The 21591-nt window shown below is 38.6% G+C and carries 13 protein-coding genes; 10 read left to right on the forward strand and 3 right to left on the reverse strand.

Translation table 11 applies throughout. The annotated features are described in order from the left end of the window. The 7 genes from HCG69_RS08400 to cysK all read left to right on the forward strand — a co-directional run bounded on the left by HCG69_RS08400 (position 1) and on the right by cysK (position 14243). Positions 1-3141 (forward strand): TonB-dependent receptor, encoded by a 3141-nt coding sequence (locus HCG69_RS08400; RefSeq protein ID WP_221649686.1) that lies wholly within the window; start codon positions 1-3, stop codon positions 3139-3141. A 23-nt stretch (positions 3142-3164) separates the two neighbouring features. Continuing rightward, on the forward strand, positions 3165-5120 hold the full coding sequence (locus tag HCG69_RS08405) for a RagB/SusD family nutrient uptake outer membrane protein (protein ID WP_195348920.1): 1956 nt from the start codon (positions 3165-3167) through the stop codon (positions 5118-5120). Positions 5121-5288: 168 nt separating this feature from the next. Then, the gene (locus HCG69_RS08410) at positions 5289-8024 is read left to right on the forward strand and encodes a SusC/RagA family TonB-linked outer membrane protein (protein WP_221649687.1); all 2736 of its coding nucleotides are present in this window, start codon (positions 5289-5291) and stop codon (positions 8022-8024) included. Positions 8025-8042: 18 nt separating this feature from the next. After that, positions 8043-9827 carry a RagB/SusD family nutrient uptake outer membrane protein gene (locus tag HCG69_RS08415; protein ID WP_122201453.1) on the forward strand — a complete coding sequence of 595 codons (1785 nt, stop codon included), beginning with the start codon at positions 8043-8045 and terminating at the stop codon, positions 9825-9827. A gap of 87 nt (positions 9828-9914) precedes the next feature. Further along, the gene (locus HCG69_RS08420; protein ID WP_221649688.1) at positions 9915-11849 is read left to right on the forward strand and encodes a hypothetical protein; all 1935 of its coding nucleotides are present in this window, start codon (positions 9915-9917) and stop codon (positions 11847-11849) included. Between the two features lie 122 nt (positions 11850-11971). Beyond that, the gene (locus HCG69_RS08425) at positions 11972-13168 is read left to right on the forward strand and encodes a sugar MFS transporter (RefSeq protein WP_221649689.1); all 1197 of its coding nucleotides are present in this window, start codon (positions 11972-11974) and stop codon (positions 13166-13168) included. Positions 13169-13295: 127 nt separating this feature from the next. Beyond that, positions 13296-14243, forward strand: a complete 948-nt coding sequence (gene cysK, locus HCG69_RS08430; RefSeq protein ID WP_221649690.1) for a cysteine synthase A — start codon at positions 13296-13298, stop codon at positions 14241-14243. An 82-nt stretch (positions 14244-14325) separates the two neighbouring features. Here cysK and HCG69_RS08435 read toward each other — a convergent pair whose 3' ends face one another. Beyond that, entirely contained in the window at positions 14326-14799 is a 474-nt protein-coding gene (locus tag HCG69_RS08435) for a pyridoxamine 5'-phosphate oxidase family protein (RefSeq protein WP_002558413.1), read from the reverse strand. Between the two features lie 89 nt (positions 14800-14888). Further along, complete coding sequence (rnr, locus tag HCG69_RS08440) at positions 14889-17030, reverse strand: ribonuclease R (RefSeq protein WP_221649691.1); 2142 nt, start codon at positions 17028-17030, stop codon at positions 14889-14891. Between the two features lie 185 nt (positions 17031-17215). On the opposite strand from rnr, the gene HCG69_RS08445 reads away from it, so the two are divergent. From HCG69_RS08445 to HCG69_RS08455, 3 genes are all read left to right on the forward strand, one after another. Further along, entirely contained in the window at positions 17216-18115 is a 900-nt protein-coding gene (locus tag HCG69_RS08445; RefSeq protein ID WP_221649692.1) for a cation diffusion facilitator family transporter, read from the forward strand. Positions 18116-18261: 146 nt separating this feature from the next. After that, positions 18262-19269 carry an NAD(P)-dependent oxidoreductase gene (locus tag HCG69_RS08450; protein WP_002558410.1) on the forward strand — a complete coding sequence of 336 codons (1008 nt, stop codon included), beginning with the start codon at positions 18262-18264 and terminating at the stop codon, positions 19267-19269. Beyond that, positions 19260-20225, forward strand: a complete 966-nt coding sequence (locus tag HCG69_RS08455) for a phosphatase PAP2 family protein (protein WP_221649693.1) — start codon at positions 19260-19262, stop codon at positions 20223-20225. Before HCG69_RS08450 ends, HCG69_RS08455 begins: the two co-directional genes overlap by 10 nt. Positions 20226-20430: 205 nt before the next feature. Here HCG69_RS08455 and HCG69_RS08460 read toward each other — a convergent pair whose 3' ends face one another. Then, positions 20431-21585: a sugar MFS transporter gene (locus HCG69_RS08460; protein WP_221649694.1), complete on the reverse strand. Its 1155-nt coding sequence runs from the start codon at positions 21583-21585 to the stop codon at positions 20431-20433. Positions 21586-21591 lie beyond the last annotated feature (6 nt).

Raw genomic sequence — 21591 nt, forward strand, 5'->3', positions numbered from 1 at the left:
ATGAATCTGAAACATGTATTAAAACGCAAGTATCTTATATTATTTTGTTTAGTTGCACCTTTAATAGACATAAACGCAGAAGGTTCGGCCAAAGACAATAATATGATTGTACAGCAAAAAGAGACAATGACAGTTACAGGTACCGTAAAAGATGCCACAGGTGAGCCTATAATCGGTGTATCTGTACTGATTAAAGGTACTTCTACAGGAGGTATTACAGACTTGGATGGTAATTTTTCAATTGTTACACCTAAAAAAAGAACTATATTAGTATTTACCTATTTAGGATATAAAACTCAAGAAATAATTGTTGAAAAAAATACTCCTATATTTATAGTTATGGAGGAGGACTCCCAACAGCTTGATGAGGTTGTAGTGGTCGGCTATGGTTCTCAAGCTAAAATATCAGTGACAGGAGCATTAGGATCGGTTAAAAACGAAGAAATATTAAAAGCCCCTGTCGCTAATGCGGGAAATGCTTTAGCGGGGCGCACCACAGGTATTACAACAGTTCAACGTTCGGGTGAGCCAGGACGTGACGATGCGGAAATTTATGTCCGGGGTATAGCAACATTTGCTGATGGTAATGCCAAACCATTAATCTTAGTGGATGGTGTAGAACGTTCTTTATCAGGATTAGACCCCAATGAAATTGAGTCTATAAACGTGATGAAAGACGCATCGTCTACTGCAGTGTTTGGTGTTCGCGGAGCTAATGGTGTTATCATTGTCACTACTAAAACAGGACAGGAAGGGCGTCCAAAGATATCATTGACCAGCAATGTTGCCTTACAAAATCCAATACGGATGCCTAAACTATTAAATGCATATGAATGGGCAAGTTTACGCAATGAAGCTGCATACCAGGACAGTACGGATCCTGAACAGGTAAATTATCCATTTTCTGATTACGATCTCGAACGATATAAAAATGGTGATGATCCTATTTTTCATCCAGATATCAACTGGATGGATTATATGCTGAAAAATGTATCAATACAACATCAGCATAATCTTTCGGTACAAGGAGGGAACAAACGGACTAAATATTATGTATCATTGGGATATTATAATCAGCAGGGTATTTATGAAATGGGAAGTTTCTTCAAAGATTTCAGTGCTAATCCCAAATACAATCGCTACAACGTACGTGCTAATTTGGATTTTAACATTACCAATGATTTTACGATTTCCGTTAAGTCCGGGGTACAAATGACAGAATCTAACTACGCTGGCTCAGATGCAAAAACTATTATGGGAACTATTTTTTCAGCAAATCCTGTTATGTCTCCAGTCATTTTTGATGGTAAAATGATACGAAATGTCCAGGGGCTTGAAAAATGGCAAATATCAAATCCTCCTCTTTATGAAATGCTCAGTAAGGGATTTAATGAAAATTTTACAGCCAGAGCAAACATTGATATAGCAGCTCGATATAAGCTTGACAAGCTCATTAAGGGATTAGCTGTACGAGGGAAAGTTGCTTATGACAACTATTACTATCAAAAAGTTTCCCGTAGCAAACAGATTCCAATGTATGATATTAAGTTAGACCCAAATTCCTCTGTAGAAGAACCTGTGGCTATTATTATACCTAATCAATACGAGGGTCCGGTAAAAACTTCATCAGACTATTATGATAAAAATCGTCGCATTTATGGTGAAGTGGCTTTGGAATACAATAACAATTTTGATGGGCATAACGTGAGTGCCCTGTTCCTCGGTACTGCTGAAAGAACTTATAATGGTAAGAATGAATTACCCTACAATTATCTGGGTTTAGTAGCACGTGCAACTTATAACTATAAATATCGGTATATGGCCGAAATTAATGCCGGTTATAACGGTTCCGAAAATTTTGCCAAAGGAAAACAATTTGGTTTTTTCCCATCTTTTTCCGTTGGCTACGCATTTACAGAAGATGTTTACTTTCCAAAAAACGATATTTTAAGTTTCGGTAAGATACGTGCTTCATATGGATTAGTTGGTAATGATCGTATTGGTGGAGAGCGTTTTTTATTTTTGCCTGATGCTTATATACGAGTATCCAGTCCTGGCTACTATTTCGGAACAGGTCAAACAAAATATAGCGGATATAAAGAATCCAAATTAGGTAACCCTTATGTAACATGGGAAAAAGCCAAAAAAACGAATTTGGGATTGGATTTAAGATTTTTCAAAGACCGTTTAAATTTCAGTGCCGACTATTTCATAGAAAAGCGCTCTAATATTCTTTATTCTCTTAATTTACCTCTCTGGTTTGGTGACCCTTCAATTGTACCTCCCTACAATGTAGGAAGAACAGAGAATAAAGGTTACGAATTTGAATTTGGTTATAAAGATGAAATAAATAGTATAGGACTTACTTATTGGGTAAACGGAAATTATTCTTTTGCAAGAAATAAAATCATTTATAAAGACGAAGCTCCTAAAAAATACCCCGGATTGTATGAAACCGGATCCCGTATAGGACAGCCCAAAGGCTTGATTGCCGAAGGCTTTTATAATACGTGGGAAGAAGTCAATGATCCAGACAGGCCCAGATCAAAATGGGAAGGTAACGGATTACGTCCGGGTGATATAAAGTATAAAGATATTACAGGCGACAATTTCATTGATGAAAATGATAAAGTCAATATTGGTTATCCAAATGTCCCGGAAATTGTATATGGTATTTCTCTTGGATTTCAATGGAAAAACTTTTCTATATCCGCACTATTTCAGGGAGCAGGCCATGTATCAACATATTTGTCGGGAACTGCAGCATGGCCCTTCGTAGCAGGAACAAAAGCGGCTTTCGAAACAGCAAAAGAAAGCTGGACACAAGAAAGATATGAACAAGGATTACCAATTTCTCTTCCCAGATTGAGTGAATCACCGGAAGGAACAAAACACAATTACCAATACTCTAACATGTGGCAGGAGGATGCTTCTTATCTGCGTCTGAAAAATGTGGAAGTTGCTTATCTTTTTAAATTTAGAGAAAAATCACCGGTTCAAAATCTGAGATTATATGTCAATGGGCAGAACCTGTGTACTTGGACAAAGATGTCTTATTTTGATCCTGAAATAGCTGATAGTAACGGAAATGCTTATCCGATGATGCGGGTTTTCAATATGGGAATTAATATTCAGTTTTGATGATATATAATTTAAAGATTGGTATGAATAAATCAAAATATAAAGTGATTACGGCTTTTTTAATAGTCGGTTCACTATCATTCAGTTCATGTTCGGATTTTTTGGAACAACCGGAAGGTAGCGTAATCAATAAAGAATACGTCTTTTCTGATCCGGACAGGGCTATGGAAGCCTTATTCAATGTGTATGCCACTTGCATAGTAGATGGATTTATTACAGGAGAAGGGGGTAGCGGATTTTCCGATGCAGGATGTGTAGATGGCTTATTAATAGGAGCCTGTGATGAAGGAGACCAATATGGAGACTCACATCGTTCTCACCAATTCAACGTAGGTACATGGGGACCTCAGAACCAAGAAGAGTTTAACCTTACACGTGCTATTCAGGGTATGCGAAATGCATCTATTTTCATAGATAATGTCGATAATGTGCCATTAGGTGCGAGTGGTTCTTATAATTGGACAATAGAGCTACGTGAGCAAGTCAGAGCAGAGGCCAAAGTGCTACGGGCATTGATGCATTTTGAAGCTTTCAAACGTTTTGGAGGAATTCCTATTATGGACCAAGCCCCAACTGTGAAGATAGAAAGTGTAAACGGAGTTAACAAGGCCATAGTAGTTCCCTCCGGAACCCGTCAAAGTGTGGAGAGAGTAGTCAATTTTATTGTGCGAAGCTGTGAAGAAGCATACCCGTTTTTAAAAGATGATTTCTGGGGAACATCAGAATACGGACGCGTTCATAAAGGAGTGGCATTAGCACTGAAGTCAAAAACCTTATTATATGCTGCCAGTCCATTGTTCAACACGGATAAACCGTACCTATCATACGGTGACGAAAGAGATTCGTTAATATGTTATAGAAAGAAAGATCCTACATTGTGGGATAAAGCCGCTACAGCCGGCCGACAAGTCTTAGACTGGGCAAAAGCAAACAATTATGAATTACTGGATGATGGAGGACTGGGTAAAATAGAAAGCTATAATTATGCATCATGCAAACCACTTGATCCAAGGAACAAAGAAACTATCTATTTCGATCGCTCTCATTCATATTATTCGCCATATTTCAACGAAAAGTGGTGGAATTTGGTACGTTTCTGTTGTCCAATTTATTACACATGGGGGAATACCTCACATGCCATGCCTATGAATTTTCTTAAACAGTTCAGAGATCTGGAGGGGAATGATGTAGAACTTCCGCAAGAAGGTAGTTTTATCGAATTTAAAGAAATAATGAAAAAAATGGAACCTCGTCTGCAGGCTTCCATTTGGTGGCCCGGATCAAAATATACGGAAACCGGATTGATGGATGCCAGCCGGGGTGCAGATACTGCTTATTTTGTCTATCAAAAAATGGATAGAGCAGGCAACCTTACACCGGGAGTTTCCGGTTCGGGGCCAATCTTAGGTCCTGGTGTACCCAATGGTCTACATTTTAAAAAATTTATAAATCAAGTAAATGGTACCAATGCCACACTTGATATAAACTGGCCCATTTTCCGATTGAGTGAAATGTATCTAAACTATGCCGAAGCATTGAACGAAAGTACCACTGACCGAAATATCACCGAAATGCTAAATGCACTCAATGAAGTAAGAGTACGCGGCGGGCTTCCTAAAATAAAAAATGACTTAGGTTATGAAGATATGAAAAAAGAAATTCGCCGTGAAAGAGCAGTCGAGCTATATGCAGAAGAGCATCGCTTCTTCGACGTTCGACGCTGGTTAATTGCCGGAGAAGAGGGGATTATGAAAGGTGAATTTTATACATTCAGCTTAAAGGAAAAAGCATATAATAAATACAAAGTTCCGCAAGAAAGCTGGACGGCTCAGCAAAAGAAAGATAATGACAGCTGGCTGTACTACGCCATTGAACCTTTTGAAAATAGAATTTGGGAAGATAAAATGTATCTATATCCTTTCCCTCAAGATGAAGTTAACAAAGGAATTATTGTGCAAAATCCCGGTTGGGAGTTATAAATGGATGTTAAATACTAAATTCAAGAATGCTCAATGAAAACTATATGTAACTATATAAATTTTTTATTTGTTCTATGTTTGCCTGTGACTCTATTAGCTCAGAAGGCGGAAAACGTAGATACGATTAAAACACAGTTCGCAGAAAAGAACTTCTTAGAACATAAAGTCATGGAACCCTACCGAGGGGAAATCTCAAGACAACACTCAACACATTCTGCCACATCTGTCAGTGGAGAGGAACTGAAACCAATGTATAGCTCTAATCTAGGATATGCTTTATCAGGAAAATTAGCAGGTCTACATGTCGTTCAGAAAGGAGGTTCACAAGGAAATACCGATGCCCCTGATTTAATGATACGTGGCAGACAAACATTTCAGGATAATGGAATCCTGATACTGGTAGATGGAGTAGAAACAAAGTGGTCGAACTTGCTCGTTGACGAAATAGAATCTGTAACTCTTTTAAAAGATGCAGCATCTCTTGTTTTATATGGTCAAAGAGGTGCTAATGGGGTATTGTTGATCACAACAAAACGAGGAATAAACAATGAAAAAGTAAAAATCAGTTTATCAACCCGTTTCGGATGGCAACAAGCTACTCAACTACCGGAATTATTAGGAAATGGCGATTATGCAGAACTTTATAATGAAGCAATGAAAAGTGATGGAAAAGATATCTCGAACGGATATTTTAAAAACCAACAAATTGTAGATTATTTCAAAAGCCAAAAATATCCTTATTTATATCCGGATGTCAATTGGTATGACGAAGTATTAAAAAAGTCTGCTTTTGTTCATAATTACGCTTTAACGTTTTCGGGAGGAAACAATTTTGCTAAATATTATGCTGCATTAGGTTTCATGGATACACAAGGATTATACGCGCATACAAATGGGACTACAAATTCTAATTATGATTTAAAGCGATATAATATACGGACGAATATCGATTTACAACTAACAAAGTGGCTAAGTTCGGAAGTAAAATTCAGAGGAGTAATTGAAGATAAAATCTTCCCGAATGCTGATGAAAATACAATCTGGAAGACAATGGGGGTATTTCTACCATATGCAGTACATACTCCATCCGGGGCATGGGGCGGTGTTGAAAAATATGCAGAAAATCCAGTAGCTGCCATACAGCAAAAAGGATATAAATCAATCAATGAAAGAACAATTGATACCAGTGTTAAAATGATAGCCAATTTAGAATCTCTTACACCGGGATTATCTATTTATGGACAAATAGGCTTTAGCAATAACTATTATATGACTTTCGATAAAGTACGCGGATTAGCATATGAAGAGTTAACTCCTCGCCCTGATAAAATTATTCCGGGTATAACACCTGAAAATGAGATGCCATATGATGTTACAGCCCGGGGAAGTGAAGGAAGCTTCTCACATTCACAAAATTCAGGAACACAATGGAATCGGACAACAATTATGGCAGGAGCCGACTATAGCCATTATTTTAATAAACATCAAATAGATATTTCGTTAAACTACTTTCAGGAATTATACAAAGCCGCCGGGAATCAAATGCCTTATGCTAAACAGAATATTTTAGGAAGAGCGAACTATAGTTACAATAATCGTTATTTCGGAGGTTTTGCCATATCTTATTCCGGTTCTGAAAACTTCCCTGTCAATCATCGTTTTGGAGTATTCCCCGCTTTTTCCGCTGGTTGGATAATCTCAAATGAAGAATTTATGAGACATAATACCATTTTGACATTCTTTAAATTAAAATCTTCCATAGGACTTGTAGGAAATGACCGTACAGGTTCCGTAGGACGATTTATCTATCAACAGAATTATGTAAGTGGAGGGAATTATCTATTCGGAGAGAATCTGGATCAAAGTCCCGGATTATATAAAGAAGGTATACTTGCCAATCCTTTCGTGACATGGGAAAAAGCACTAAAATATGATGTTGGTACAGAAATGACATTATTTAATCGTTTAAGTCTGTCTGCTGAATATTTTTTCGAAAAAAGAAATGATATTTATGTACAACCTAATAACTATATCTCGGCATTATTAGGGGCTGACATTAATAATATGAATGAAGGGAAAACGCAAAATCAAGGTATAGAAATTGAAGCATTCTGGAATGATAGGGTAGGAGACTTCTCTTATTATCTGGGTGGACGTTTTTCTTATGCAAAAAATAAAATAATAGATATCAAAGAAAATCACCGCCCTGCCAATGAAGAATATTTATATGCCAAAGGAAGGCCTATCAATCAACCATATATTTTAGAAGCTATCGGCTTCTTTAAAGATGAGCAAGATATTGTAGACAGTCCAAAACAAATGTTCGGTAATGTTCAACCAGGTGATATCAAGTACAAAGATCAAAACAATGATGGTTTTATTGATGATAATGACCGTATTCCTGTTGGGCATACATCCTACCCTGAAATATATTATGGATTTGATGCAGGTATTGGTTTCAAAGGTTTCGATTTGGCTATATCTTTTCAAGGAGCAGGTAATCGTTCTGTATCTCTGTTGGATAACAATTTAATAATTCCTTTCCTTAATGGTGGTGTAAAACCAACTCAATGGGTAAAAGACAATTATTGGATTCCCGAAAAAGGAGATGCTGCTCTATTCCCAAGATTAACAACCGAAGAGAATAATAACAATTACCGTCCTTCTACTCTATGGCAAAGATCAGGTTCCTATTTGCGTCTGAAAAATATTGAACTGGGATATACCATACCAGTAAATGCCACCCGACAAATAAAAATAGAGAAAATCAGAGTATTTGTCAGCGTAATAAATCCATTCACTTGGGACAAAATATCCGAACTAAATGTAGATCCGGAAGTACTGGATATGTTTAAATATCCAGTAATGAAAAGTTATAATATGGGATTTTCAGTCCAATTCTAATTTCTAATATTACAAATTATGAAAAGAATAACAAATATATTTTTAGGGATCGTTGCTACTCTCACATTCATGAGTTGTAATGACTTCCTTGACCAAAAAATTAATGATAACTACGATGAAGAAATGTTCCTTCATTCCGGTTTCAATAATTTGAAAGCTTGGGGATTAGGAGCATATAATTATTTACGACCATATAATGGGTTAGATGGAGGTGCCTCCTTAGCCGCAGCCTGTGATGAAGCAGATTTTGCCAAACAATCAAACGTACAAAAATTTAATACCGGTGCCTGGAACCAATTTTCCAATCCTGATGATGTATTTGCACATTACTACAAAGGTATCCGTCACGCTAATTTATTTCTCGAAAAGACAGAGGAATACAAACACATTTTATATGAAGATACTTTAATTGCAAGCAATAAGGATATTTATTTAAAGAACTGTGATGATTTTAAAAAATTGAGAGCGGAAGTCAGATTATTAAGAGCTTATTTTTATTTTGAACTCATCAAACGTTATGGTGGAGTCCCATTGGTAAAGCATTCTCTTACACTTGAAGATGATTTGGATTTACCACGTAACTCTTTTGATGAATGCGTCAATTTTATTGCTGATGAATGTGATGTAGTTTATAAAGACTTAACAAACTATTGGGCAAATTATCAGTGGCAGGATGGTGAAGGAGGCAAAGGTAAAGACAATACCAATTTAGGTCGCCTGGAGAAACCTGTAGCAAAATTCTTAAAACTAAAAGCGTTGCTTTATGCGGCCAGTCCGTTGCATAACCCAACTGAAGATATCGGTAAATGGGAAAAGGCTGCATTAGCAGGTTATGATTTTCTTACGGATAAAAATTGTCAGCATGTCCGTTATTTATATTCTAATTATAACGGACTTTTCCAAGCTCAGGCCAATAATGATGCAATTGTTCCTTTTGCTGGGAAAAATACTGGAATCATAATGACCCGTCCTTTCGAAAAGGCAGGAAGCACGTTCGAAAAGGCTAATTATCCTGTAGGGATGGTCAATGGAGGAGGTGCTTGTATATGTCCTTCACAAAATCTATTAGATGCTTTTGAGTACAGTAACGGTACTGTATTTGATCCTTCCAAATTAAAGAATACAGATAATCCATATGAAGAAAGAGATCCTCGCCTTAATATGATTATTGCTATTAATGGTTCGACTTTAGGAAAAAATATTGATGGCAGTGCACGTCAAGTACAGTCTTATATGGGGGGAGCTGATGGCATTGGAGTAAAGTATGGAGCTACCACTACAGGTTACTATTTGAGAAAACTATTGGTTGAAAATTTCGATTTATCCAAATCAGAATCAAGAGCTAAATCATGGGTATTGATGCGCTATGCAGAAGTACTATTAAATTATGCTGAAGCAGTAAATGAATCGGTCGGACCCGATGTTAAAGTAATCGGTACAACTAACCTAACTTTATCTGCCCGGGAAGCGATTAATTTGGTTCGTGATAGAGTCGGAATGCCACCTATTCAATCTGGTCTTGACAAAGAAAATATGCGTATTAATATTCAACGTGAACGTCAAGTAGAAATGGCTTTTGAAGATCAGCGCTTCTTTGATGTACGCCGTTGGAAAATCGCGAATGTCACAGAAAATAAACCATTAATGGGAATACTGATCTCAACTAACGGAGGTACAACAACATACGAACGTTTTAAAGTAGAAAATAGAATATTCCAAGAGAAAATGTATCTTTATCCTATACCCTATAATGAGATAGCCAAAAGCAAGGGAATACTGATTCAGAATTCTGGATGGGAATAGCTTAGCGTAATATAAAAGAGACTAATTATTTATCGTTGGCCTCTTTTATACTACTATTATTCATGGTTAATAAAAATAAAAAATATTATGAGATATTACTTTCTTATTTTACTTCTCCTAATACCCTATTTACTTCAGGCACAATTAAAATTTTCCACCCAATATGGGAACAAAGAATTGACATTCAAACAAAATACAGCCAATGAAGTGCAAAATAAATTCCGTAAAGAATTACAAGGTGTACATCCAAGACTTTTTTATAATCAACGGACTATTGATCGGATCAAACAATTATATGCACAAAATGATCCATTTGTAGTAATGTATGCGGAAAATGCACATAAAGAAGCTGATCAGATTTTAAAAGAGCCATTATTAGATTATTATTTGGATGATGCAGGACTTCGCATACCTTCTATACATAAATTTGCAACTCAAGCCCCTCATCTAATTTTTATGTATCAAATGACGGGTGAAACCAAATATGCCGATCGATGCTATCAACAACTTGCTATATTCTGCAAATATCCTGACTGGGGAGCCGATCGTCATTTTCTTGATACGGGAATTGGAGCTTTTAATTTTGCATTCGTTTATGACGGACTTTATAATTATATGACTCCTGATCAAAGAAAAATACTAGAAGAAGGGGTACTAAAACACGCATTGAACATTGGGAAATATCAAATTGACGGAGAAAAAAGTGTATGGAAATGGTATTTAGCAAATAATAACTGGAATGGAATTTGTAATAGTGGGCTTATAGTAGCAGCACTGGCTATGTACGAAGAAAATCCTGATTTTTTATCACAGGTCATAGCAGCAGCAATGAACTGTTTGCCCCATTACCTCGTGGAATTTGAGCCCGACGGACAAAGTGAAGAAGGATTGATGTACTGGTCATACGGTTTAATGTATACAAATTTAGGTCTTGAAGCAATGACTAATACATTGGGTACGACAAATGGGTTGGCTGATATTGCGGGATTACGCAAAACCGGTTGGTTCCCATTTTTAATGTCAGGACCTGTAACAAGTCTAAATATTGGAGATGATCCTCTACGCTATTCACGTGATACTTCTTTTTTATGGTTTGCCCGATATTATAACGATCCGGCATTAGCAAAACAACATTTAGAATTATGCATGAAAAATGGCCGTTGTCAATGGCAAGATATTTATTTTTATGATCCTGAACTTGTTACAAAAGCAAAAACTACAACTATTCCGCTTGATAACGCTATTCGGGGCATAGAATTATACTCTATCCGCGAAAATTGGGATTCGTCAGATGCTATGTATATTGCTATACATGGTGGTGCAAATAATGCCAATCACGGACATCTTGATGCGGGTTCTTTTTACATTCAAGCATTAGGAGAAGTGTTTGCTTATGGTAATCTCGGAAGTGATAATTATACTTATCCCGGGTATTTTAGTCAGAAAACTTCTCCAGATTATCTAGATTCTATAAATGAACAAACGGAACCGGGACGTTGGCATTTTTATCGACTACGAACGGAAGGTAAAAATTGTATAGTTGTAAATCCTACTATACGACCGGAACAAAAGGAGAATGGTATTGCGATTATGAAATCGTCAGAAAACAAAAAGGAAAAAAGCTGTTATACATTTGACTTAACCGATTGTTATGAACGGGATTTGATTTCATATAACCGGACAATAGGCATGGACAGGAAGCGAAAATACATGGTTGTAAAAGATTTATTGGAATGTCGTGATCCTAATTCTTCTGTGTGGTGGTTTATGCATACGAAAGCTGATATAGAGTTACAGGAAAGAGGACATATTGCTATTCTTACCATGGCAGATAAAAAGATGAAGGTTGAGATCGTTTCTCCCTTGGATGCTTCTTTCCAAACTCTCCCTGCAACTTATTTACTGAAAGACAGTTTCCCTTTGACAAAGAACTCCGAGAATAAAGGCTTTGGAAAATTGGCTATTGAATTAGAAGGTAAAAGAAGTTTGGCTATTGAAGTGATGTTTACTCCATTAAATTAAGTAATGTATTATTGAACTAGGTTTGATTTATAAATAATACTAAGTATCCCAAGACAGAGACAAGCGAATAAGATTGATTTTTATTTTTTGTTTATCTTTGCATGTCTATTTAGATTGAAGTTATGCAAAAGCAAAGATATGCATTGGTAAAGAGGGAATATCGTGTTCCCTTCATTCTGGTTACTTCTTTATTCTTCTTATGGGGATTTGCCCATGCCATTCTTGATGTGCTGAACAAACATTTTCAGGATGTACTGGTCATCAGCCGTACCCATTCTGCATGGGTGCAGGTTATGTTCTATCTGGGATATTTTGTTATGGCTATTCCTGCCGGATTATTTATCAATAAGTACGGTTATCGTCGTGGAGTAGTATTAGGGTTACTACTTTATGGATTGGGATCTTTGCTTTTTATTCCCGGAGAGTACTGGATGTCGTTCAATTTCTTTCTGTTCTCATTGTTTGTCATAGCTTGTGGATTGGTATTTTTAGAGACTGCTGCCAATCCTTATATGACGGAGTTGGGGGATAAAGAGACTGCTGCCAGCCGCTTGAACTTAGCTCAGTCATTCAATGGATTGGGATGTATTTGCGGACCATTGATAGGTGGATTATTACTTTTCTCTGAAGAAGGGGAGGCTGCAATATCTTTGCCTTATACGTTAATGGGGATTGTAGTGTTGGCAGTTGCTATGGTTTTCTCTAAGATCAGGCTGCCGGAGATTGTTCATGAAGAAGAGGCTGATAGAGAAGGTAAAGCAAAAGGCCTGTGGTCACACAAACTCTTTATTTTTGGTATTGCTGCCCTGTTCTGTTATGAGATAGCGGAGATTTCTATTAATAGCTTCTTTATAAACTACGTGGTTGACGATGGTTGGATGAATGCCCGCGATGCTTCTATAGTGCTTTCTTTTGGAGGCTTGGGGTTGTTCATGTGCGGACGTTTTGCCGGTAGTTGGATTATGCAACGTATTCGTGCAGAGAAAGTGCTGTTATTTTGTGCTGTGTGTACGGTGATCACCTCGTTGCTGATTGTACTGAATGTGGGGATTGTATCTCTTGTAGCACTTTTCTTAGGATATGCATTTGAGGCTATCATGTTCCCCACTATTTTTGCTCTTTCTTTGCGGGGACTGGGTAAGCACACCAAACGTGCTTCTTCTTATCTGATGATGTCACCTGTTGGCGGAGCGGTAGGGCCATTGATGATGGGGTATGTGGCAGATCAGACTACCATGTCTCTTTCCTTTATCGTACCTTTGCTTTCCTTTATAGTGGTGATGTTGTATGCCTGGAAGGTGAGTGTGGCAAAGTTGTAACGGTCATTTATGACATTTATCCCTCATTCATAGTACGAATTTACCACAAGTGTGGTATTTCCGGCGAACCAAAACTCCTCTATCTTTGTCGTATAATAAAAAACAGATAATTAATACATTAACAGATATGGGAAAGATAGCAAAAAGACTGACAGACCTCGTAGGCAACACTCCGTTGCTGGAACTGAGTAACTACAATGCAAGTAAAGGACTAAAAGCCCGTGTGGTGGTAAAGTTGGAGTATTTTAATCCGGCAGGTAGCGTGAAAGACCGTATCGCTTTGGCTATGATTGAAGATGCTGAATCAAAAGGAATCTTGAAACCGGGTGCTACCATTATTGAACCAACCAGTGGTAATACAGGCGTGGGACTGGCCTTTGTTTCCGCCTCAAAAGGATATAAACTGATTCTGACAATGCCGGACACGATGAGTGTAGAGCGGAGGAACTTACTGAAGGCTTTGGGAGCCGAACTGGTACTGACTCCCGGTGCTGACGGAATGAAAGGTGCCATAGCGAAGGCAGAAGAGTTGAAAGCGAACACTCCCGGTGCAGTGATCCTGCAGCAATTTGAGAATCCTGCTAATCCTGCTGTCCATGTACGGACTACCGGGCAGGAGATATGGCATGATACAGACGGACGTGTAGAGATATTTGTGGCAGGTGTTGGTACCGGTGGTACAATAAGCGGTGTGGGGAGAGCATTAAAGGACTACAATCCTCAAATAAAAATAGTGGCTGTAGAACCTGCTGATTCTCCGGTTCTGTCCGGTGGCAAGCCCGGACCTCATAAGATACAGGGTATCGGAGCCGGATTTATTCCTAAAATCTATGACGCATCAGTAGTGGATGAGATTGTGCAGGTTCAGAATGATGATGCCATCCGTACCAGCCGTGAGTTGGCAACGAAAGAAGGCTTACTGGTTGGAATATCTTCAGGAGCTGCCGTATATGCGGCTACAAAGCTGGCAGAACTTCCGGAGAATAAGGGTAAGACAATAGTAGCGTTGTTACCCGATACGGGAGAGCGCTACCTGTCTACGATCTTGTATGCTTTTGAGGAATACCCTTTATAGAGTTGAAAATTGAAAGTTGAAAGTTGAAAATTAGCTGCGCTGTCATTCTGCATAGTAATTTTCAACTTTCAATTTTCAACTTTCAACTCTTATGTGGTGCCGCATATTCTTTTGCCGTTACACTACTAATAGGAATCTCCCATATTTTTACATTTCTTACAGCCGGGTCTGAATAAACAAATTCCCGGCTACTATAATGTTTCATGATGATATTCAGTGCTTCGCGTTTGCTGTCCATATCTTCAATGAAACCTACTTTTCCACGGCAGATCACACTTTTAGCTTTCATTCGGTAACTACAGGCTACTTTGGGATGCTGAAATACCAGCTCATGGTCTGTGCTGAAAGTGATACATACGTTATTGTTACGTTCCAACATGTCGATACTGCTTCCTGTTGGTCCGGAATGCAGATAAATTACCCCTTCCTGATAACCAAAGTTCATGGGTATTACATACGGATTCCCCTCCTGATCGGTAATACCGACAAAGCAGATATCGCAACGGGAGATGATTTCTTCTACCCGTTGTTTGTCTTCTATGATGACTGTTTTCATACGTATAAAGTTATAATGTGATAGGGTTATAAGGTGGTAAAGTTATAACCTTACAACATTATAACCTTATCACTTTACCGCCTTCTTTATTACATTAATGCAAAGTCAAGTTGTTTTTTCTCCAGGTTGGCACGGGCTACTTTAATAGTGATTGCATCGCCCAAGCTGAATGTCTTATTCTTACGGCGTCCGCGCAGACAATAGTTCTTTTCGTCGAACTCGTAGTAGTCATCGTCCAAATCACGCATAGGTATCATACCTTCACACTTATTTTCGTTAAGCTCCACATAGAGTCCCCATTCTGTGACACCGGAAATTACTCCATCATATGTTTGTCCCAGCCGTTCGCTCATGAATTCTACTTGCTTGTACTTGACAGAAGCACGTTCAGCATTTGCCGCAATCTGCTCCATGTTAGAACTATGATCACAGAGATCTTCATATTTGCTTTCCGAAACACTTCTTCCTCCGTCCAGATATTTGGTCACGAGGCGATGTACCATCATATCCGGGAAACGACGAATGGGGGATGTGAAGTGCGTATAGTAATCGAACGCCAATCCATAATGTCCGATGTTGTGTGTTGAATAACGCGCTTTTTGCATGGCACGGATAGAAACTGTTTCAATCAGATTTTCTTCTTTCTTTCCCTGAATGTCGTCCAACAGGTGGTTGATAGACTTTGATATGTCTGTCTTTGTGCCACTGGTACGCAACTTATATCCGAAGCGGGCAATGAATTGCGAAAGATTATCCAGTTTCTCCGGATCGGGCAGATCATGGATACGATAAGGCAATACTTTGGCTTTCTTACCTTTGGGTACGCGTCCTATTTTCTCGGCTACGGTTCTGTTGGCAAGTAGCATAAACTCTTCTACGAGTTTGTTGGCATCTTTGGATTCTTTGAAATAAACACTGACCGGCTTTCCTTTCTCGTCTATCTCGAATTTCACTTCGTAGCGGTCAAAGTTAATAGCTCCGGCAGCAAAACGTCTTTCGCGTAACGCTTTGGCAATTGTATCCATCATCAAAACCTCCTCTTTGAAATCTCCTTCCTGGGTTTCGATAATTTGCTGTGCTTCTTCGTAGGTGAAGCGGCGGTCGGAATAGATGATTGTATGTACGATACGTGAATTCTTTACTTCTCCTTTCTCTGTGATATCAAAAATAACGGAGAAAGCGAGCTTTTCTTCGTGGGGGCGTAGTGAACAAAGGAAATTACACAGACGCTCGGGCAGCATCGGGATAGTACGGTCTACCAGATAGACAGAGGTAGCACGTTTCTCGGCTTCTTTATCAATGATACTTCCTTCTTTTACATAGTGCGTTACGTCTGCTATATGTACTCCTACTTCCCATAAATTGTCTTTTAGTTTACGGATAGAGAGTGCATCGTCAAAGTCTTTGGCATCCTTTGGGTCGATGGTGAAAGTAGTGACCTTACGGAAATCTTCCCGTTTGGCTATCTCTTCTTCAGAGATTTCAGCCGGAATCTTATCAGCAGCCTTTTCTACTGTCTGAGGATAGACATAGGGTAAACCAAATTCTGCCAGAATAGCGTGCATCTCAGTGGTATTGTCTCCGGCTTTACCCAGAATATCAAGTACCTGTCCGATTGGATTTTTAGCTTTGTCCGGCCATTCGATTACTTTCACAACAGCCTTGTCTCCGGTTTTTCCACCTTTCAGTTTATCTCTTGGGATGAAGATATCATTTGCCAGCGTCCGGTTTTCTGTTACCAGGAAAGCATAAGATTTTTCTACTTGTAGCGTACCCACAAATGTGTCGTTGGCACGTTCCAGTATTTCAATAACTTCCCCTTCAGCGTCATGGTTCTTGCGTTTGGCAAAGAATGCTATTTTTACTTTGTCATTGTTCATTGCATGGGCAGAGTTACGTTCGGCCACGAATATCGGGTCGCCTCCACCTTCGGGGATGAATGAGTTCTTTCCGTTGCTTTTACGCTGGAAGGTTCCTGTCATCTCGATGCCGTGGTTGTTGAGTTTGTATTTATTCTTATCAACTTCCGTTATGTAGTCGTCAGTCAGCATATCCGCGAGAATATCCATGCACAGCATTTTCAGGGGATGTGTGGTGAGGTGTAGTTCCGCGAAAAGATATTTAAGGCTGATAACTTCTTCCTGTCTGGTGTGGAAGAAATCCATTAATGTGGTTGCCAGTTCTTTTTTCTTCATTCGTTTACCGGCTTTTTTTTCTTTCTTTTTCGCCATGATGTTTTTATTATTATAAGTTACGAGCTAATAAGTTACGGATTTTGAAGCGAATACAGGTGAGACCTGTTACTTAGAGACGTAACTTATTTCTATTGTTATTAACTACAAAGTAAATGATTAAATATCAATAATTCAAGAATTTCATGTACATTTGCCCAATAGTTGATTTATATTATAACAAAATGGAATCCAAAACTCCTTCCCGGGAAAAAGAAATTTATAAAGTGACTGTTGTGGGAAGTGTGGTAAACTTCTTACTTCTTGTCTTTAAGTTCTTCGCCGGAATAGCAGGACATAGTGCTGCTATGCTGGCTGATGCGGTTCATTCTTTATCCGATTTTGTTACTGATATTATTGTGATTATCTTTGTGCGTATCTCTAACAAGCCAGAAGATAAAGATCATGACTACGGACATGGAAAATATGAAACGCTGGCTACAGCTATTATCGGGATATTACTTTTGTGTGTCGGCTTTGGTATCCTTTGGAACGGTGCTTCCTCTATCTCTGATTTTTTTCATGGAGAACAGCTTGGGGAGCCGGGAATGCTGGCATTGATAGCAGCGTTGGTTTCGATTGTACTGAAGGAAATATTGTATCAATATACCGTTATAAAAGGACGAAAACTGAATTCACAGGCGGTGATAGCTAATGCATGGCATCATCGGAGTGATGCTCTTTCTTCTATCGGAACGGCTGTTGGTATTGGCGGGGCCATTTTACTTGGTGACAAATGGAGAGTACTTGACCCGATAGCTGCTGTAGTAGTCAGTATTTTTATAATGAAAGTAGCTATTCAGTTGTTGATACCTTGTGTAGATGAGCTTTTGGAAAAGTCATTGCCTGATGAGGTAGAACGTGAAATAGAGCAGGCTGCGCTTTCATTTCCCGGAGTAAGTCAGCCACATCATTTAAGAACCCGTAGAATAGGGAATCAGTACGCCATTGAGTTGCATGTACGTATGGATGGAAAAATCTCATTGGAAGAAGCTCATCGTACTGCTACGGGAATTGAGCGAAAATTGAAGGAAATGTTTGGAGAAGGAACGCATGTGGGTATACATGTAGAACCAATTAAATAATGTGCTAATGTGTTAATATGCCAATGTGCCAATTAAAAGAATGTACTAATATACCAATTGGTTTTCGGCATGTTTTTATAGCGCAGCACATTGGCATATTAACACATTAGCACATTATTTATTGGTACATTGAATAATTATTAATTATGGCAAGTATTTTAGTTACAGGAGCGAGTGGGTTTATTGGCAGTTTCATCGTCGAGGAGGCTTTGAAACGCAAATTTGCTGTGTGGGCAGGAATTCGTTCTACCAGTAGCAGGAAGTATTTATCTGACCGGAAAATTCATTTTCTGGAACTTGATTTTGCCCATCCCAATGAGTTGAAAGCGCAGTTATCCGGTCATAAAGGTACATATAATAAGTTTGACTATATTGTTCATTGTGCCGGATTGACTAAATGTGTAGATAAAAAGGAGTTCGACCGTGTCAATTATTTGCAAACCAAATATTTTGTTGATACATTGATACAACTTAATATGGTGCCCAAGCAATTTATTTATATCAGTACGCTGAGTGTTTTTGGCCCGATACACGAAGAGGATTACAATCCGATACACGAAAATGATCTGCCGGCTCCGAACACTGCTTATGGACTGAGTAAACTTAAAGCGGAGTTGTATATACAAAGTATTCCTGGGTTTCCTTATGTGTTTTATCGTCCTACAGGGGTATATGGCCCTCGTGAGATGGACTATTTTCTTATGGCTAAGTCGATACTCAATCATATGGACTTTTCTGTTGGTTTCAAACGTCAGGATCTTACATTTGTATATGTAAAAGATATTGTTCAGGCTGTTTTCCTTGGAATTGAGAAGCAGGTATCCCGGAGAGCCTATTTTCTGGCTGATGGGAAGGTCTATAAAAGTCGTACTTTTTCGGATCTGATACAAAAAGAATTGGGAAATCCATTCGTTATTCGATTGAAATGCCCGTTAATTCTCCTTAAAGTCGTATCTTTGCTCGCTGAATTCATTGCTACCCGCTCAGGAAAGAGTAGTACGCTGAATTCAGATAAATATAAGATAATGAAACAAAGAAACTGGCAATGTGATATTACTCCAGCCATGAAAGAACTGGGATATGTTCCTGAATATGACTTGGAAAAAGGAGTGAAAGAGGCCATTGCCTGGTATAAGAATGAAGGATGGCTCTAGATTTATTTAAACGTGTAGAGACCCGCAAGGGACTGTTCGCTGTTGAGAAGGTAACACTGATATACAACTTGTTGACTTCTATATTGATTCTGTTCCTTTTTCAGCGGATGGATCATCCCTGGCACATGTTGCTGGACAGGGCTATGATTGCCGGAATGACATTCTTATTAATGTATCTCTACAGGTTGGCACCTTGTAAGTTTTCTGCTTTTGTGCGGATTGCCATTCAAATGAGTCTGCTTTCTTATTGGTATCCGGATACGTATGAGTTCAACCGTTTTTTCCCCAACCTGGATCATATCTTTGCTTCTGCCGAACAGTGGATGTTTGGTTGCCAGCCTGCATTGCACTTTTGCTATTTGTTGCCGCACCAATGGATAAGTGAGGCTTTTAATATGGGCTATTTTGCCTATTATCCGATGATTCTGGTGGTGACTTTGTATTATTTTATCTATAGATTTGAGTTGTTTGAGAAACTCTCCTTTGTACTGGTTACTTCCTTTTTTATTTATTATCTGATCTATATATTTATCCCGGTTGCCGGTCCGCAATATTATTTCCCGGCCATCGGATTAGAGAATGCAGAGCATGGTACATTTTATGCTATCGGTGATTATTTCAATCATCATCAGGAATTGCTGCCCGGTCCGGGATATGAACATGGCTTTTTTTATAATCTTGTGGAGGGCTCACAGCAAGTTGGAGAACGTCCTACGGCAGCCTTTCCCAGTTCGCATGTAGGTATTTCTACGATTCTTATGATTATGGCATGGCGTGGGAGCAAATGGCTGTTTGCTGTTTTGATGCCATTCTATATCTTACTCTGTTGTGCCACTGTTTACATTCAAGCTCATTATCTTATTGATGCCATTGTAGGATTTTTCTCTGCATTTGTGATGTATGTATTTGTAACGAAGATGTTTAAGAAGTGGTTTGCGGTACCAATGTTTAAATGAGTTCGTATTATTGGCCCGAAAAGAATTAAACTCACCACAGAGTTGCACGGAGTTTCACAGAGTTTTAAATCTTTGATGAAACGCAGGACGCAGATTAAAAGACTGTAGCTCTTTATCATACATTTGTTTTCTTTTGCGAAAATCTGCGTTCATCTGCGTTTCAATGAACCATCGCCTGGCGTACCTCCCCGTGCGGGAAGCACTTTTAGCGGGAGGGCTTATTTATTATAGTAGATAGTATTCCTAAATAGAGTAAACAGGGACATAATAAAGCCAATCCGGCAGTTACTCCCCAATAATCGGATGTTATTCCGATAAGAGGAGTAATTAAGGCGCCACCCGATACTCCTATTATCATTAATGCCGAAACTTCGTTACTCTGGTCCGGTTTATGTTGCAAAGCGTAGGAGAACAGAATCGAAAAAATGCAGGAGCAACCTAAGCCTACGATGCAGATTAATGCAAACATTTCCCAAGGTACACGAACCAATAATAAAGAGATAAATGCTATAATGGCAATCAATATACAGCTTTGCAAATAAATATGAGGTTTTATACGCGCTAATAATAAAGTACCTAAAAATGTACCCGCCATACGAGATATGAAATACAGGCTATTTCCCAAGCCGCTTACACTTAACGGCATATTGGCTTGTGTCGTTAAGAAATTGGGAATGGTTGTATTTAAACCGACGTCGATTCCGACAATGAATAATATTCCTAAGAAAATCAGAAAGATCTTCCTATCTTTAAGTAGCAACAGAGTAGACAATAAATTAGAACGTGTATCCTCTTCTTGCTGGTTATCGGGGATGCTGCGATACATCCAAATAGTGGAAAACAATGAAATTACCGCATATAGACCAAATGTTATTTTCCAGTCTCCCCATAATATGGCAGTACCTCCTGCGACAATAGGTCCTAAAAATGAAGATATTGCTTTGACGAATTGGCCGAGAGTTAACGTACTGGCTATTTTATCAGTAGAAACAACATTGGCAATCATCGGGTTTAATGATACTTGCAGTATAGTATTGCTGATACCTAATATTGTAAAAGCGAGTAACATACTTGCGAAAGTATAGGAAATAAAGGGGACTATCATTGCTACTGTTGTAGTAGCTAAAGCCATTATGACAGTCAGTTTTTTCCCTATTTTTCCCATTAGAATGCCGGTAGGAATGGAAAAGATTGCAAACCAGGCAAATACCATCATTGGGAGCAGGTTTGCGTATGTATCGGAGAGTTCAAAATCTTTTTTCACATAGTTTGTTGCAATACCTACGATATCTACGAATCCCATTACGAAGAAACCGAATAGAATCGGATAGAATGTTTTGGCTTTAAATTGTGTATTCATGGTGCG

The organism is Bacteroides sp. K03, from assembly GCF_019734355.1.
In the GTDB taxonomy this organism is placed as follows: Bacteria; Bacteroidota; Bacteroidia; order Bacteroidales; family Bacteroidaceae; genus Bacteroides; species Bacteroides nordii.

What these genes read in the sequence shown, in the direction of transcription:
- HCG69_RS08400 (WP_221649686.1), top strand. Translation starts at nt 1, where the DNA reads ATGAATCTGAAACATGTATTAAAACGCAAGTATCTTATATTATTTTGT.
- HCG69_RS08405 (WP_195348920.1), top strand. Translation starts at nt 3,165, where the DNA reads ATGAATAAATCAAAATATAAAGTGATTACGGCTTTTTTAATAGTCGGT.
- HCG69_RS08410 (WP_221649687.1), top strand. Translation starts at nt 5,289, where the DNA reads ATGGAACCCTACCGAGGGGAAATCTCAAGACAACACTCAACACATTCT.
- HCG69_RS08415 (WP_122201453.1), top strand. Translation starts at nt 8,043, where the DNA reads ATGAAAAGAATAACAAATATATTTTTAGGGATCGTTGCTACTCTCACA.
- HCG69_RS08420 (WP_221649688.1), top strand. Translation starts at nt 9,915, where the DNA reads ATGAGATATTACTTTCTTATTTTACTTCTCCTAATACCCTATTTACTT.
- HCG69_RS08425 (WP_221649689.1), top strand. Translation starts at nt 11,972, where the DNA reads ATGCAAAAGCAAAGATATGCATTGGTAAAGAGGGAATATCGTGTTCCC.
- cysK (WP_221649690.1), top strand. Translation starts at nt 13,296, where the DNA reads ATGGGAAAGATAGCAAAAAGACTGACAGACCTCGTAGGCAACACTCCG.
- HCG69_RS08435 (WP_002558413.1), bottom strand. Translation starts at nt 14,799, where the DNA reads ATGAAAACAGTCATCATAGAAGACAAACAACGGGTAGAAGAAATCATC.
- rnr (WP_221649691.1), bottom strand. Translation starts at nt 17,030, where the DNA reads ATGGCGAAAAAGAAAGAAAAAAAAGCCGGTAAACGAATGAAGAAAAAA.
- HCG69_RS08445 (WP_221649692.1), top strand. Translation starts at nt 17,216, where the DNA reads ATGGAATCCAAAACTCCTTCCCGGGAAAAAGAAATTTATAAAGTGACT.
- HCG69_RS08450 (WP_002558410.1), top strand. Translation starts at nt 18,262, where the DNA reads ATGGCAAGTATTTTAGTTACAGGAGCGAGTGGGTTTATTGGCAGTTTC.
- HCG69_RS08455 (WP_221649693.1), top strand. Translation starts at nt 19,260, where the DNA reads ATGGCTCTAGATTTATTTAAACGTGTAGAGACCCGCAAGGGACTGTTC.
- HCG69_RS08460 (WP_221649694.1), bottom strand. Translation starts at nt 21,585, where the DNA reads ATGAATACACAATTTAAAGCCAAAACATTCTATCCGATTCTATTCGGT.